General features: G+C 70.0%; 13 protein-coding genes, 2 tRNA genes and 6 pseudogenes. 14 read left to right on the top strand and 7 right to left on the bottom strand.

Going from position 1 to position 14,804, the window contains the following annotated elements:
- Positions 1 to 470 (top strand): SAM-dependent methyltransferase (locus UG55_RS09495; protein ID WP_199865093.1); only part of this gene is annotated, 470 nt, incomplete at its 5' end.
- Between the two features lie 343 nt (positions 471 to 813).
- Positions 814 to 1,950, top strand: a complete 1,137-nt coding sequence (locus tag UG55_RS09500) for a Fic family protein (RefSeq protein ID WP_066065937.1) — start codon at positions 814 to 816, stop codon at positions 1,948 to 1,950.
- Positions 1,951 to 2,198: 248 nt separating this feature from the next.
- Here the strand turns inward: UG55_RS09500 and UG55_RS45960 are convergent, their stop codons facing one another.
- The gene (locus tag UG55_RS45960; RefSeq protein WP_066065943.1) at positions 2,199 to 2,819 is read right to left on the bottom strand and encodes a YdeI family protein; all 621 of its coding nucleotides are present in this window, start codon (positions 2,817 to 2,819) and stop codon (positions 2,199 to 2,201) included.
- Between the two features lie 368 nt (positions 2,820 to 3,187).
- Here UG55_RS45960 and UG55_RS09510 point away from each other — a divergent pair, with 368 nt between their 5' ends.
- From UG55_RS09510 to UG55_RS09520, 3 genes are all read left to right on the top strand, one after another.
- Entirely contained in the window at positions 3,188 to 3,385 is a 198-nt protein-coding gene (locus UG55_RS09510; RefSeq protein WP_035740271.1) for a ribbon-helix-helix protein, CopG family, read from the top strand.
- A complete protein-coding gene (locus UG55_RS09515) occupies positions 3,382 to 3,762 on the top strand; it encodes a type II toxin-antitoxin system death-on-curing family toxin (RefSeq protein WP_066065946.1) in 381 nt (126 codons plus the stop codon). Before UG55_RS09510 ends, UG55_RS09515 begins: the two co-directional genes overlap by 4 nt.
- A gap of 222 nt (positions 3,763 to 3,984) precedes the next feature.
- A complete protein-coding gene (locus tag UG55_RS09520; protein WP_199865094.1) occupies positions 3,985 to 4,503 on the top strand; it encodes a helix-turn-helix domain-containing protein in 519 nt (172 codons plus the stop codon).
- A 432-nt stretch (positions 4,504 to 4,935) separates the two neighbouring features.
- Here UG55_RS09520 and UG55_RS09525 read toward each other — a convergent pair.
- The 3 genes and pseudogenes from UG55_RS09525 to UG55_RS46195 form a co-directional block, all read right to left on the bottom strand.
- A tRNA-Arg gene (locus tag UG55_RS09525) sits at positions 4,936 to 5,008 on the bottom strand.
- A gap of 341 nt (positions 5,009 to 5,349) precedes the next feature.
- A partial coding sequence (locus tag UG55_RS34580; protein ID WP_255360459.1) for a DUF3039 domain-containing protein occupies positions 5,350 to 5,503 on the bottom strand: 154 nt, incomplete at its 5' end.
- Position 5,504: 1 nt separating this feature from the next.
- A pseudogene (locus UG55_RS46195) lies at positions 5,505 to 5,628 on the bottom strand (hypothetical protein); the annotation flags it as partial.
- 301 nt (positions 5,629 to 5,929) lie between these two features.
- On the opposite strand from UG55_RS46195, the gene UG55_RS09535 reads away from it, so the two are divergent.
- Positions 5,930 to 6,499 (top strand): metal-dependent transcriptional regulator (locus tag UG55_RS09535; RefSeq protein WP_242424078.1); only part of this gene is annotated, 570 nt, incomplete at its 3' end.
- 219 nt (positions 6,500 to 6,718) lie between these two features.
- Here UG55_RS09535 and UG55_RS34590 read toward each other — a convergent pair.
- Positions 6,719 to 7,338, bottom strand: a 620-nt coding sequence (locus tag UG55_RS34590) for a C40 family peptidase (RefSeq protein ID WP_242424079.1), incomplete at its 5' end; no start/stop codon positions are given.
- Positions 7,339 to 8,463: 1,125 nt separating this feature from the next.
- Here UG55_RS34590 and UG55_RS45260 point away from each other — a divergent pair.
- From UG55_RS45260 to UG55_RS09560, 7 genes and pseudogenes are all read left to right on the top strand, one after another.
- Positions 8,464 to 8,522, top strand: a 59-nt coding sequence (locus UG55_RS45260; protein WP_255360460.1) for a hypothetical protein, incomplete at its 3' end; no start/stop codon positions are given.
- Position 8,523: 1 nt separating this feature from the next.
- Positions 8,524 to 9,744 (top strand): annotated as a pseudogene (locus tag UG55_RS09545) (ammonium transporter); the annotation flags it as partial.
- Positions 9,741 to 10,079, top strand: a complete 339-nt coding sequence (locus UG55_RS09550) for a P-II family nitrogen regulator (protein WP_066065960.1) — start codon at positions 9,741 to 9,743, stop codon at positions 10,077 to 10,079. The pseudogene UG55_RS09545 and the gene UG55_RS09550, both read left to right, overlap by 4 nt.
- A gap of 165 nt (positions 10,080 to 10,244) precedes the next feature.
- A pseudogene (locus UG55_RS34600) lies at positions 10,245 to 10,854 on the top strand ([protein-PII] uridylyltransferase); the annotation flags it as partial.
- Position 10,855: 1 nt separating this feature from the next.
- A pseudogene (locus UG55_RS34605) lies at positions 10,856 to 11,573 on the top strand (HD domain-containing protein); the annotation flags it as partial.
- A gap of 1 nt (position 11,574) precedes the next feature.
- Positions 11,575 to 12,707: pseudogene (locus tag UG55_RS34610) on the top strand (ACT domain-containing protein); the annotation flags it as partial.
- A gap of 157 nt (positions 12,708 to 12,864) precedes the next feature.
- Positions 12,865 to 12,954 (top strand) — tRNA-Ser (locus UG55_RS09560).
- A gap of 232 nt (positions 12,955 to 13,186) precedes the next feature.
- Here the strand turns inward: UG55_RS09560 and UG55_RS34615 are convergent.
- Positions 13,187 to 13,270 (bottom strand): annotated as a pseudogene (locus UG55_RS34615) (recombinase); the annotation flags it as partial.
- Here UG55_RS34615 and UG55_RS34620 point away from each other — a divergent pair.
- Positions 13,235 to 13,636 carry a hypothetical protein gene (locus UG55_RS34620; protein WP_066065963.1) on the top strand — a complete coding sequence of 134 codons (402 nt, stop codon included), beginning with the start codon at positions 13,235 to 13,237 and terminating at the stop codon, positions 13,634 to 13,636. The pseudogene UG55_RS34615 and the gene UG55_RS34620 sit on opposite strands and share 36 nt — an antisense overlap.
- A gap of 475 nt (positions 13,637 to 14,111) precedes the next feature.
- Here UG55_RS34620 and UG55_RS09570 read toward each other — a convergent pair whose 3' ends face one another.
- Positions 14,112 to 14,417: a hypothetical protein gene (locus UG55_RS09570; RefSeq protein WP_066065967.1), complete on the bottom strand. Its 306-nt coding sequence runs from the start codon at positions 14,415 to 14,417 to the stop codon at positions 14,112 to 14,114.
- Positions 14,418 to 14,804: the final 387 nt, after the last annotated feature.

A 14,804-nucleotide genomic window follows, 5' to 3' on the forward strand; every position in this document is an offset into this window, starting at 1 on the left:
CCCGGGCACTGCTCACCAGCACCCCCGACGGCCGCACCGCCTACCTCGACGCCGACTTCACCGACCCGGAATCCATCCTGAAGTCCGAGCAGCTCACCTCCACCTTCGACCTGAGCCAGCCCGTCGCGCTCAGTCTGATCGCGCTCGTGCACTTCATCCCGGACGAGAAGATCATCCAGGATGTCATCGACACGCTCATGGCACCGCTGGCCTCCGGCAGCATCCTGGCGCTCTCCACGGTCACCGCCGACTACGCGCCCGACCAGGTGGCAGGCGGGGTCGCCGCGTACCGGGCCAACGGCATCTCGATGACCGCGCGTGACAAGGCCACGGTCGAAGGCTTCTTCCGCGGGCTGGAGATCCTCGACCCCGGCGTCGTCCTCGTCCACCGCTGGCACCCCGACGAGGACGCGGCCGCGTACAGCGACGACGAGTCGTTCATGTACGGCGCGATCGCCCGAAAGCCGTAACGCTCGGGGCCGGAAACGGCAATGGCGACGTTGCGACCAACTCGGCACGCACCTCCTCCGCGGTTCGTGACGGCCGGGCCGACGTCACGCGGGGCTGTTCCGCCGAGGACCTGACGGGTTTGGACGCCCGGAACAAGCGCCACCGAGCAACCCGGTGGCGCTTGTTCCGACGGACCATTCGCGGCCAGACAGACCCTGACCCCGGCCTGCCTACTTCACCCTCCGATCCCGTTTGGCGTCGAGGCCGCGCGGGCCTACGGCCGGCTGGCGGCGGCCGTGATCGCTGCTGGCCGCAAGCCGACTGCGTTTTGACGTGGTGACTATGTCAATCTATCGTCGAGGCGTGTTGTATCCCACTCCCGCCCTCGGGTCCGCCGACGATCGGGTGCTCGGCGAGATCGACGACCTGCGGGACGCGCTGCGGCACCAGGTCGCGGCCATGCCGTCAAAGTGGACGTCGGGCCTCCGGAAGTTCCTGACCGCCGACGCCGTCGCCGCCTCGAACTCCATCGAGGGTTTCAAGGTGGCCACGGTCGACGTCGAGGATCTGATGGCTGGCGAGCGTGACGTCGAGGTCTCCGACGAGAACCGCGAGGAGACCCTTGCCTACCAGCGGATGATGACCTACCTTCAGACCCTTCACGATGCCGAGGACTTCAGCTACAGCAAAGGCCTGCTCAACGCCCTGCACTGGATGTTGCAGGGTCATCGTCACACCGTGCGTAGGCCGGCCGGGCAGTGGCGCCGCGGCCCCGTCTACGTCACCGACGCCCGTGACCCCAGCATCGCCGCCTACACGGCCCCAGACGCCGACACCGTACCCGCGCTGATGGGAGAACTTGTCGGCTGGCTGAACGCCGACGACGGCACCCACCTGCTGGTGCGGGCGGCGATGGCGCATCTGCACCTGGTGTCCATCCACCCGTGGGCGGACGGGAACGGCCGAATGTCCCGTTCACTGCAGACACTCATGATTGCCCGCGAAGGTGTGCTGGCCCCGGAGTTCTCGTCCATCGAGGCGTGGCTCGGCCGCCCCGGCAACACCTGGGAGTACTACCGCGAACTCGCTGACCGCGGGTCCACCTACCTGCCCGACCAGGACGTCGCCAGCTGGATCCGGTTCAACCTGACCGCCTACCACCAGCAGGCCCAGACCGTCGCGGGCCGGCTCGACCGCTCCGGGCGGGTCTGGCGCGCACTCTCGGAGTTCGCCGAGTCCACCGGTCTGGACGAGCGGGTGGTCACGGCCCTGCACGACGTGGCCATGGCCGGGCGGGTCCGCCGCTCACGCTACGAGCACGCCGAGAACCTGAGCCTGCAACAGGCCCAACGTGATCTCCGTGACCTCACCACCGCGCAGGTTCTGGAACCGGTCGGCCGAACCCGGGCCCGCTACTACACGGCCGGCCCACGCTTCCCCCAGTCGGCGCTTGACACTGCGAACAGGCCGATGACCTTGAGGAACCCATACACCAGCTGACAGGCAACCCACCGGGCGCCGCGCCGATCAGGATGCAACGATCGACCATGAAGCCGGCGGGGCCTATGACCAGTGAGACCCCCGCCAGGGTTCACCGCGAATCCCGGCGACTACACGGGCCTGGAAAAGCATCTCCGCGTGGTCCCTGTTACGCGGCCACCCTCCCGCGCGAGAGGCACCATCCTGGACTTGGACGAAGCCGGCTGGACAGCCATTCCCGGACTGTACAGATCTTGAGTGGCCGGCCGTCACCGCGATGAGGCAAACCCACCGCTTTCCAGCATCGCGAGCAGGGCTGTCAGCCGGGTGGCGCGGGTCGCCGGATTCGCTGCCGTCAGCAGGCGGTGCAGGACGGAGTAGCGATCGGCGCCGTTCAGCGCGGCGAATGCCGAGCCGGCCGTCGGGGACGCCGCCAGTGCGGCCGCCAGGTCGTCGGGGACCTGGGCCTTCGCCGCTCCCGGGTAGGCCCGGTGCCAGCGTCCGTCCGCCTTCGCGCGCTCGATTTCGGCCTGCCCCCGGGGCCGCATCCGGCCCTCTTCGATCAGCCGCGCCACCAGGACGGTGTTGCGCTCCGACCACAGTGAGGCCCTACGGCGCGGGGTGAAGCGCTGCTGGAAGGTGGCGGCGTCCCTGCTCTTCTTCTGCCCGTCGATCCAGCCGCTGCACAGCGCCTCCTCGAGCGCGAGATCGTAGCGCAACGACGTCGGCGACGTGGTGCCCTTCTTGGCCAGGACCAGCCAGACGCCGCCGGAGACGTCCTCGTTCACGTCGAGCCAGGCCCGCCACGCGACGCCGTCGGCGACGATCAGCAGTTCCGGCGCGGCGGTGGTCCGCGCCTTGGTCCCGGCCGCCTCGTCACCCACATCCATGGTGGCGAGCGTACAAAGGAGTTCTGGGCTGATTGTGTGGGTCACGAGGCCTGCGGTGCCCTGGCGGGGCGCGCCCGTGGGAGGTGATCCTTCCCCTGCGCCGCAGTACTTTCCGGCGTCCGTCCGGCGGATCTTGAGATGTAAAGCTGCAGGTCAGGGCGGGTATTGTGCACCCAACCNGCACTAATGTGAACCNGAACCTGCAGGTCAACGGCCCGGCCGTGTCTGTCGAACCCGCCCACGTGAAGGTCCGGCGCGCCGGCTATGCCGGCAACACGAACGCCAGGAAGATCGGATAGGAGTCGGTCGGCGCGACCACGGCACGGGACCCAGGGTGGTATCAACGGTGATACCGTAAGGTTGTGGCGATGACACTGCGCTTGACGGATGATGAGGCAGAGGCTCTGCGCCTGCGCTCGGAGCTGGAACAGCGGTCGATGCAGGAGATCGCTCGGCAGGCGATCCGAGAATACGTCGAGGCGCACAGCCGGGCGGAGCTGCTGAATCAGGTGCTGGACGAGGAGCTTCCCCGGTACGCAGAGGCGCTCCGCCGGCTCGGCGAATGATCTACCTGACGCTTCGCGAACTGCTGTATATCGCCAAGCGGGCCATCGGCTCCGAGCCGGTGGTCAGGGACCACGGCCTGCTCGAATCCGCTCTCGCGCGCCCGCGGGCGACGGTGTTCGGCCGCGACGCCTACCCCACTCTTGACGGCAAGGCCGCCGCGCTTCTGCATTCGCTGGCTCGCAATCATGCCCTCGTCGATGGGAACAAGCGGCTCGCGCTTGCCGGTCTGATCGCCTTCTATGGTGTGAACGGCCGTAGCCTGACGCTGACCAACGATGAGGCCTACGACCTCGTGGTGAGCATCGCCTCCGGCGCCCTCGATTCCGTCGAGGACATCACCAAGATCCTCGAAGGGGCGACCCGGAGTCGTCGGTGAGGGCCGGACATGTCTGGCCATATCGGGCTCTGCTCCCGCCCGCCTCGACGGCGAGGGTCGAACCCAAGGCGCGACCGACACCGCCCATGGCCGTCGCGTACACCGCGTACACCGCGTGCCTGCCCTGGGCTTCCTCGGTAGTTCAGCGAGGCCGTCGGCGACCAGGGCGGGCCGCTACCCCCGGTCGTCGGCTGTTGGGTCAACGTCGGCTGGAATCGGGGGTTGGCGGTCGACCCGTCGCGTGGCTGGGCCGTCGAGGCGTCGCCCCCCGCGGACGACGAGGAGAACGCTGGCGGCCTGGTGAGCGTGCTGGTGGCCCGCAAGCATCGCTGGGACAGGGTGTCGGTCTGCGGGTTCCTGGTGGACGTCTACTGCCTGGGCGTGAAGAACGCCTTCGGTCCCGACATCCGGACCGACGTCGAGCTGGCCCAGTTCGTGCCCGAGTACTACGCTGCCTACCCCGCCGCATGGCAGGACGTGCCGATCGACCTGGCCGCGGACATCGTCTTCGGCGCCGTGAAGTACGCCCGAGGCCTCGGTTTCGAACCGCACGCCGACTTCGTCCGGGCCGCCGCCCAGCTCGGCGCCTGGGATGGACCTCCAGCCATCACCTTCGGCAGAGACGGCAAGCCGTTCTACCAGTCAGGTCCGTATGACAACCCCCGCAAGGTCATCGAGACCCTGGGACTCGCGGTCGGCCCGCCGCCCGCCTTCGACTACCTCGTCGTCGGCAGAGCGTGACAACCCGTCGTACGGAACTGACGACGGGGGCGCTCTCCGCGCTCCACCGCCGCCCACTGTCGCAGCAGCTCCACGGCCTCGGGTAGTCGGTCCTCCGGCAGCGCGTCAAGCAGCCGGTGTGCTTCCTCGCGCACGCTCATGCGGCCAGTGCAAGAGCCCTGCCTTCGTCCGACCCTGCCACCGACGTGGTCTCCATTCCGGGAAGCCCGACGTCTCGTGACGACCCGGCGGTCGCNGGCATCCACACACCCCAGCGGCTCCCGACCCGCACCATCGCTCCGGCCGGAAAGTCCGATCTCGCGAGGCCGTGGCAGGAACCGAACCTGAACCTCCAGGTCATCCCTGACCGGGCCTTCGTGTGACCGTCTTCCGGCTGTCGAGGTCGTGCGCGAACCCGTTCTTGCAGGTCAGAGGCCTGATCGCGCTGTTGGGTGCCCCTGGCAGGAATCGAACCTGCGACCTACCGCTTAGGAGGCGGTCGCTCTATCCACTGAGCTACAGAGGCGGTGCGCGACCATGGTACAAGGACGTGACCTGCCGCCCGGAGCCAGCCTGTCGGCGTCGGCGATGGAGACGCGCGGGTGCCCCGACGAGATCTCTGGGCATCGCCGAGCCGCGCGCGAGGCCGACTTGGACGTCCGGTGGGGTGGACCACTCCCGGGTCGTCCTGTCGCTCGGCATGCCCTCGGATGGTGCGCGGTCGAGAGTAACGCGAATCCCGTTTGGTCGAACCGGTCGGGCTGGACGTGCGCGCCGCGACCGAAGGTGCGGGCCGCGACCGGACGTGCAGGCCGCTGGTCGTGGCGTGCAGTCCAGGGCGTGCCGGCCCCGGCCCTGGTGGCAGGTTCAGCCGATCTGTTCGGCCATCTCGACGAGCTCCTTGCACCGCGGGCAGACCGGGTACCGCTGCGGGTCCCGTACCGGCTCGAACTTGTACCCGCACAGGGCGGTCACTCGGCCGCCTTCGATGGAGGCCCGGACGATCTCCTCGCGGCGCGCGNAGTGGGAGTGGTCATCGCCTTCGTCGGTGCGGGTGTCTGACGTCTCCGGCGCGATCTGAGTGGTGCTCATACCCTTGAGTGTAGGTACTCGCTCCGGCCCGTCCGCTGTAGTCGTCGCGTCCATGGGGCGCTTCGGGTGCGGTGGGGTGGGCTGTTCGGGCGGTGCGCCGGGATCCGCGTGTGTCGCCGCGGGAGGCGTTGGTGATGATGATGCGTGCTCGGGCCAGGTCNGGTGGACTGCGACCAGGCCCGGTCAATACCCGACCTTGGGTACCTGGATGGGTACCCTGGGTAGACGGAGGGCGTAGCCGGCTGCTGAGGGCGCGGCTGGCCTCGCATACCACACTCCGACACCAGGACGCAGAGGAATGTGGCTCCTCCTGTGGGGCGTTGCGGCGTACTCTGGTTGCGGACGAAGGAGACCGGTGACTGGACTGATCGACAGTACCGAGATGTACCTCCGGACCCTGTACGAGCTACGGGAGGAGGGCATCACCCCGCTGCGCGCGCGTCTCGTCGAGCGCCTGCATGTGAGTGCGCCCGCGGCCAGTGAGTCGACCGCGCGGTTGGCCAACGAGGGCCTGGTCGCACTGGCTGATGACCGTACCGTCCAGTTCACTGAGAAGGGCCTGGTCCGGGCGACGGCCGTCATGCGCAAGCATCGTCTGGCCGAGCTTCTGCTTACCAAGATCATCGGTCTCGACTGGGCGCTGGTGCACAACGAGGCGTGTCGCTGGGAGCATGTGATCTCCGACGAGGTCGAAGCTCGGTTGACCGTCCTTTTGGGCGACCCGAAGTACTGCCCGTTCGGTAACGAGATCCCAGCCCCCCTGGAGACGGTGGAGCCGCCTGGCGCGGCGCCGGTGAGCCTGCTCACCTCCGCCGATCGCAACACCAACGGCTCGAAGGCCGTGACGGTCAGCTGGATCTCCGAACGCCTGCAGACCGACGAGAGCGCGATGCGCACGCTGCGCGAAGCCTCAGTCGTACCGGGCNCGCAGCTCGCGTTGAACGCCCGTGGCAACAGGCTCTACGTCGCCAGGCCGGACGGTGACAGCGAGGCCGAGATAGCCCGGAACGTAGCCGCCCTGGTCTACGTCGATCACTGATCACGGCGCAGAATCGCAGAAATCGTCTATCGGATTCGACCATCGGGCCGGGCCTTTCGGGCCCGGCCCGATGGTGTTTCGGGCGCTTCGGCGGACGGGAGGCCGTCAGCTACCGGGGCGCACTCCGCCCTGGAACGACGACCACCACACGTTCTCGACGCGCACGACCTCACCGGTGCGCGGAGCGTGGATCATCTGGCCGTCCCCGATGTAGATACCGACGTGGTACAGGTCCGCGCCGAAGAAGACAAGATCGCCGGGAATCAGTTCGTCCCGGGTGACCCGCCGGCCGGCCGTCCACTGGTCCCCGGTGTAGTGCGGCAGCCCGACGCCGGCCTTGCCCCAGACCCACTGGGTGAGCCCTGAGCAGTCGAAGCTGTCCGGCCCCTCCGCGCCCCAGACATAGGGCTTTCCAAGCTGTGTATGGGCCTCCTGGATGGCGCGAGTGGCCCCGCCGCTACCCCCGGTGGGGGGTGGTGCCGCGGGGGCGACCGGGGCCGCCGCGAAGGTGGAGCCGGCGCTCTCGACGAGGCCGGCCTCCCGGGCGAGCCGTTCGCGTTCCAGTGCGGCCTGGCGGGCCGCTTCCGCGGCGGCAGCGGCTTCCGCCGCCTGGCGTGCGCGCAGGGCCTCGGCCTCCCGCTCGCGGGCCTGTCTTTCCAGCTCGGCCTGCCGCTCGATCAGGCTGTTCAGCAGGCTGTGCTGCTCGGCGGCGGAGGCTTCCAGCCNGCGGCGCTGTTCGGCGAGCGAGTCGACGAGCTGCTGGCGGCTGGCGAGAGCTTCGTCGGCGGCCCGCTTGGCCTCGGTCTGGTCGCGGCGGGCCAGCCGCAGGTCGGACTGGGCGGCCCGTTGCCGGCGGGACAGCGCGTCGACGGCGCCGGCGCGGTCGAGCGCCGTGCGTGGGTCTCCGGTGAGCAGGATGGCGAGCTGCTCAAGGCCACCGGAGCGGTAGGCCGAGGTCGCCAGGCCGCGGTGTCGCTCGGTTGCCGTCCGGACGGCGGCGTCCGCCGCCTCGAGGCGTTCCCGGGCGGCCGTCGCGGCGCGTTCCTCCTCGGCGAGGCGGATGCGCTCGGCGTTGTACCGCTCGGCGGCCACGGACATCTGGTGGCTGAGTTCGTCGAGGCGCGCCCGGGTGGCAGTGATCTTCTCGTTCACGCTGCCGAGATCTTCGCCGTGATCTCCCTGTGGTCCGCCGCCGGAGCTGTCGGATGGCTCGTCCGTGCGCGACGGTGCGGACTGCGGGCCGGGGTCGGCCCAGGCGATGCCGCCACCTGGCCCTGGGCCGAATCCGCTCAGAGCGGGGCCCGCGGTCAGCACACCGAGCAGGGCGACGAGCGCGGGGCGTGCGCCGCGCGGTCGGCGTGGAAGGCGTGGGAGGGGTGGGAGGCGCGGGTCCGTAACACGCGACCGTGGCGACTCGCGGTCGCCTTTGCCGACTATTGCTGTTTGCCGCCTCCCATGCGCATTAGCCGGTATGTCGCCGGAGGGGAACGAAACGGGCGATGAGCCGCCCGATCGGGGGATACTGCTGGCCTCGTGGGACGGGCTGCCGGCGCTATGCCAGCCCTCCGTCGGAACACTGGTCACGACGCCGCACCGTAACTCTACGCAGTTGTACAGTCACGGAAGNACGCCGAACGACACGGAGGGTCTCGGAACGCCCACCCGTCGCCCAAGGTCGGCGCGCACAGGTCGCCNAATTCGTCGATTTCACACATCGGAAACAGATTAGACACTAGAACGGAACAGATCTTATCGACTCTTCGGCCGAAGGGACCGGGACGAGCGCAGCGTGGCTAGCGTCCGGGTAGCGCAGTCCGCGCGGTGCGCGCGGGGGGAATGACAGGAGAGACATGGACGAATTGAACTCGGGCGATACCGCGTGGGTACTGATCAGCGCCGCGATCGTGCTNTTTATGACGCCCGGTCTGGCGTTCTTCTACGGCGGTATGGTCCGTGCGAAGAACGTGCTCGCGATGCTGATGCAGAACTTCTTCACCATCGGCATCATCTCGTTGGTGTGGTCGGTCATCGGCTTCAGCATCGCCTTCGGTGAGGGGAACTGGTTCTGGGGGGGCTTCGACTTCTTCGCGCTCCAGGACCTGTCGGCCGGCGACGGCTCGATCCCCTACATCGCGTTCGTCGGCTTCCAGATGATGTTCGCGATCATCACGCCGGCTCTGATCACCGGTTCCATCGCGGACCGGATGAAGTTCAGCGCCTTCGCGGTCTTCGTCACGCTGTGGTCGATCCTGGTCTACTCGCCGATCGCGCACTGGGTGTGGGCGAGCTCCGGCTGGCTGGCCAAGCGGGGTGCGCTCGACTTCGCCGGCGGCACCGTCGTCCACGCGAACGCCGGTATCGCCGCGATCGTGCTCGCGGTCGTGCTCGGGAAGCGGCGTGGCTGGCCGGGCGGCGACTTCCGCCCGCACAACGTGCCGTTCGTGCTGCTGGGCACCGCGATCCTGTGGCTCGGCTGGTTCGGCTTCAACGCCGGCTCGGCGCTGGGCGCGAACAAGCTCGCGGCGTACACGCTGGTCAACACCCAGATCGCGGCCGGGGTCGCGATCCTCGGCTGGATCGCGGTCGAGTACCTGCGTGACGGCAAGGCCACCACGCTCGGCGCCGCCTCCGGTGCCATCGCGGGTCTGGTCGCCATCACTCCTGCCTGCGGTTTCGTCTCTCCGATGGGCTCGATCGCCATCGGTCTGATCGCCGGTGCGGTCTGTGCGCTGGCCACGTCGATCAAGGGCAAGGTCGGCATCGACGACTCGCTCGACGTCGGTGCGGTCCACCTCGTCGGCGGTGTCCTCGGTGCGGTGCTGACCGGCTTCTTCGCGACGGCCGACACCAACGCGGCGGACGGCGTGTTCTACGGCGGGTCCTGGTCGGTCGTGGGCGAGCAGCTGATCGCCGTCGGCGCGACGCTGGGCTACTCCGCGGTCGTGACCCTGCTGATCGCTCTCGCGATCAAGTACACGATCGGGCTGGCCGTATCCGCCGAGGAGGAGGAGCAGGGTCTCGACGAGGCGCTGCACGGTGAGACGGCCTACCGGCTGACCTCCATCGGTGGCAGCAGCAGTGGCTTCACCCCCGTCGCTGCCGCCCGTGTTCCCGAGGAGGCGCAGGCATGAAGCTCGTGACCGCGGTCATCAAGCCGTTCAAGGTGGATGACGTCAAGACGGCGCTGGAAGGTCTCGGCGTGCACGGTCTGACGATCTCCGAAGTCCAGGGATACGGACGCCAGAAGGGCCACACCGAGGTTTACCGAGGCGCCGAGTACAAGGTCGACTTCGTACCGAAAATCAAGATCGAGGTTGTCGTGGACGACGACGCGGTGGATGAGCTCGTCACCGCGATCACGACATCCGCGCAGACCGGAAAGATCGGCGACGGGAAAGTCTGGGTGGTCCCCGTCGAGGCAGTCGTCCGTGTGCGGACGGGTGAGCGGGGATCGGACGCTCTGTAAGTCGGTAAGAACATCTTGGGGGCGCGCCTGTCACGGTGCGCCCCCTTTCGTTTCCGGAGCGGCGGTACGCGGGGGTGTCCGTTCGCATATCGGCGGATGGCGGGCCGGAAAGTGCGGAAGAGTGCGAGTGTGGGCAGCGGGGGGCAGGAAGGTCAGGGGGTGCGGGTGGACACGAGACTGCAGGCCCTGCGGGGTCGAACGGACGAATTTCCCGGTCTGACCGGATTCGCCCTCCGCGGGGCGTTGGCTGATCTCGCCGACGCCGTGCTCGCGGACCTGCTCGGAGATCAGGGTCCTGGGATCGCGCTGTTGGCGGTGGGCGGTTACGGGCGGCGAGAACCCGCGTTCGGCAGCGATCTGGACCTCGTGCTCCTCCACGACGGCCGCCGCGACGTCTCCGCGGTCGCCGACGCGATCTGGTACCCCCTGTGGGATGCCGGAGTCGGGCTGGACCACAGCGTCCGCACCGTCGACCAGGCCGTCGCCGTTGCCGACGCCGACCTCAAGGCCGCGCTGGGGCTGCTGGACGCCCGTGTCGTGCGCGGCGACGCCGCTCTGGCGGCGAAGCTCGTCGACCGGGTCCGGGCCCGCTGGCGTTCACGGGCGCCGCGGCGGCTGCCCGAGCTCGCGCAGTCGGTCGCGGACCGGGCCAGCAAGCTGGGGGAGCTCGCGTTTCTCCTGGAACCCGACCTGAAGGACTCCCGGGGAGGCCTGCGTGACGTGCAGGCGCTGCACGCGCTGGCCGCGGCCTGGGTGGCCGAGGAGCCGCCGGAGCNGGTACAGAAGGCCCACCAGGTCCTGCTCGACGTCCGAGGCGAGGTGCGCCGGATCGGCCAGGGCCGCGCCCAGGACCGCCTCCTGCTCCAGGACGTCGAGGCGGTGGCCACCGCACTGGACTATCCGGACTCCCTCGCGCTCTCCCGCGCGGTCGCCGACGCGGGCCGGGTCATCTCCTGGACCTGGGACACCACCTGGTACCGGGTGGCGGCCGCCCAGCGCTCGAAGATCAGCACCAGGCTGCGCCGGCCGGTCCGCCGTCCGCTGGACGAGGGTGTGGTCGAGCAGGACGGGGAGATCCAACTGGCCCGGGACGCCGACCCGGCGAACGACCCCGGCCTCGTGCTCCGCGCCGCGGCCGCGGCGGCGCGGACAGGCATCCCCTTCGGCCGCTACGCCATCGACCGGCTCGGCGAGCAGGCGCCGCCGATGCCCGACCCGTGGCCCGAGGCCGCCCGGGACGACCTGGTCAGCCTGCTGGCGACGGGGGACGCGGCGATCCGGGTGCTGGAGTCCCTCGACCAGGTCGGCCTGCTCGTCCGGCTGATCCCGGAGTGGGCGGCGGTGCGTAGCCGGCCGCAGCGCAACCCCTACCACCGCTACACGGTCGACCGGCATCTGCTGGAAGCCGCCGCGCGCGCCGCCGCCCACACCAGGGACGTCGACCGGCCGGACCTGCTGCTGCTCGGCGCCCTGCTGCACGACATCGGCAAGGGGNACCCGGGAGACCACACCGACGCCGGGATCGCCGTCGTCCGGGAACTCGCGCCCCGGATGGGGCTGTCGGCGGAGGACACCGAGGTCCTGCTGGCGATGATCCGGCATCACCTGCTCCTGGTCGAGGCCGCGACCAGGAGGGACATCGACGACGCGGCCACCGTCGAGTCGGTGGCGGCCGCCACCGGCAGCGTCCGCGTCCTCTCCCTGCTGCACCGCCTGACCGAGGCCGACGCGCAGGCGACCGGGCCCACGGCGTGGAACGCGTGGAAGGCGCGCCTCGTCGCCGAGCTCGTCGACCGTGCCACGGCCGTGCTCGACGGCCGGGAAGCGCCGTGCCCGCCGGCGCTCTCCGAGCGGCAGGTCGCGCTGCTCGCGCTGCCAGGAGAGCTCACCGTGCAGGTCAACCCCCTCCCGGACGAGGGCATGTTCGAGGTCGTGGTGGTGACGGCCGACGACCGGGTCGGACTGCTCGCGGCCACGGCCGGTGTACTCGCGCTCCACCGGCTGGACGTTCGCCGCGCCTCGGCCCGCAGTTCCGGCGGACGTTCGCTGCTGCAGGCCGCGGTGGCCGCGTCGCACGGCGACCGGCCGGACCAGCGGCGGCTGCGGGAGGATCTGCGCGGCGTGCTCACCGGCAGCCTCGACCTCACGGCGCGCCTCGCCGGCCGTGAACAGGACTATGCCTCCGGGCGCCGCCGGGTCACCCCCGGCCCACCCCAGGTGATCTTCGATGACTCCGGCTCGCTGACCGTGGTCGAGGTCCGCGCACCCGACCGCGCCGGCGTGCTGCACCGGATCGCCCGCGCGTTGGCGGAGGTCGGACTGGACGTTCGCACGGCCATCGTGGCGACCCTCGGCCTGGACGTGGTGGACGCCTTCTACGTCGAGGATCCGACCGCCACCATGCCGGCTGGCGAAGGTCCCGCCGGTGAGCTGGTGCCTGCAGGTGAACTGGTGCCAGCCGGCGAGCCGGTGTCGGCCGGTGAGCTGGTGCCAGCCGGTGAGCTGGTGCCGGCCGGGAAGAGCGTGGCAGGCACCGGGGCGAGGGCGGTTCTGAGCGATGAACGACGTGCCGAGGTGGCCTCAGCAGTCCTGGCCGCGCTGACGGTCAGCGGTGCCGGCGAGGGTTGACCGCGCGCCGGGCCGGGCGCCCGGAGGTCCCGCGGCGCCGGTGGTCCGAGGTCCCGGGCGCCGCTGGCGCGCGGTCCGGCCGAGGTGTTGCGCTCGGCACGGCAGGGCCGGGCTATGGTCCGCTGTGCGGGGCGCTATGATTGGAGCGCACCTTCAAGGAGGCTTCGCCTAGTCCGGTCTATGGCGCCGCACTGCTAATGCGGTTTGGGTCTACAGCCCATCCGGGGTTCAAATCCCCGAGCCTCCGCCCTTGTGGGTCGGGCCCGTCCAGAACGGACGGGCCGCTGACCAGGCACAATGCCATCGGCACCCGAAATCCCCGAGCTCTCACCATCGCTGGTGAGGACATGGTGCGGACGTCGCGTCGGACGGGGGATCGCCGCGGCCACCGTCTCCGCCGCCTGCTGCCCCGCCGACCGCAGCAGATGCACATACAGATTCGCCGTGATCGACGACGACGAGTGACCGAGCCGCTTGGACACCAACGCCAGGTCGACGCCGGCCGCGAGCTGGATGCTCGCGCTGGAGTGCCGCAGGTCGTGAAGCCGCCGCGGCGACAGCAGATCCGGACCGAGCTCGGCCCCGACCGGCAGCCCGTCCGCCAGCGGCTCGGCCTCCACACGCCCATCTCGCGGGCCGTGCCGGTGATCTGCTGCGAGACCGTGAGGACCCCGCGGACTTCGTCGAGCCCGGACCAGGTCGCGCCGCAGGCCTCCCCGCGGCGGCGCAGACCGGCCAGGGCGATCAGCTCCCACATCGCGGACAGCCGGTCGGTCGCGGCCTCGGCCAGGAACGCCCCGACCTCCTCGGCCTCCCACGGCTCGACCTCCGGCGCGGTGTACTCCGGGAGCTCCACCCCGATTGCCGGGTTGAACGGGATCATCCGCTGGCGGACCGCGTCGTTCAGCGTGGTCTTCAGCATGTCGTGAATGTCCTTCAGCGTCGCCGGGCCAACCGGCCGCGGCCTGGTCGCGGTCGTCTCCTCGATCCGGCGCAGCGCCTGGCCGACGTGATGGGAGCGCAGGCCGCCGAGCNGGATGTCACCGAGCCACGGCTTCAGATGGTTGACGAAGTCGCCGTAGCGGCGGCGGGTACCCGGCCGCAACGCCCGCTTCCCCGCGAACCACTGGTCGAGGTAGGCGCCGGCGGTCAGATCGCCGATGTGCTGCTGCCCGGCGCGGATCGCGGCCCACTTCTTCTCGCCGTCTTCCTCAGCTGCCTTGCGGGTATCGCCGCGGAACCGGATGCGGTCCGTGCCCGCCAGGGCCACGAGCTCGGCGGGGACGCGGAACTCACCGGCGTAGAAGCCGTGCCCGCGCTTGTTCCGGTCGGGGCAGGTGCCAGTCGGGNACTTGGTCTTGGTCTCCGGGTCGCGGCACCCGCACCGGTGCTTGGCGGTGATCTTCACTGGCTGTCCTCGGTGGTCGCGTCGATGCCGTCCGCGCTGGACATGTCCGCCGCGCCCAGTGGTTCGCTGGCGGCGGCCAGCTCTGCCAATGCGGTCACGTCCGTATCCAGGTTCGGGAAACCGCGCGGCAGGGCCGGTAGGGGCAAGCCGAGTTCGCGGAACTGTTCACGGACGTCGGCCAGAGCGCGTTCGGCAACATCCATCTGGCGGCGGCTGGTGCTGGTCAGCCACTCATCGATCGTGCCCGGGTTGTCCGTGTCGATCCGGTACTGATGAAGCTCCGGGTCGGATGTGGCGGACACGGCGTGGTACTGCTACGCGCCGAACGACCGCGGACGCTGGCGCATCCCGCTCGACCCGGCCGCCGCCGCCCGCCTCACCGGCCCCCCGGAACCAGCNGCCCGGCCGACCACATGACCGACCGACCACCCCGTGGGCAGCGCGACCGACCGAACGCCTGACCGGCGACGTCGAGCGCTGGATAGCCGAGCACCGCCCTGTGAAGGCGGACCAGGAAGAGCAGAAGACCGACAGGCGGGACTGACCGCCCGCAATGAAGCGGGCCGGCCGGGTGCTACCAACACCCGAACCGGCCCTTGATCGCGAACCCTTGGCTAAAAGGGCCCACAACCCGTGTCTCATCATGCCCGCGGCAGCCTGCCCGCGGACGTCCAGGACGGCGACCAGGC

It is taken from the genome of Frankia sp. EI5c (assembly GCF_001636565.1).
Lineage (GTDB): Bacteria > Actinomycetota > Actinomycetes > Frankiales > Frankiaceae > Parafrankia.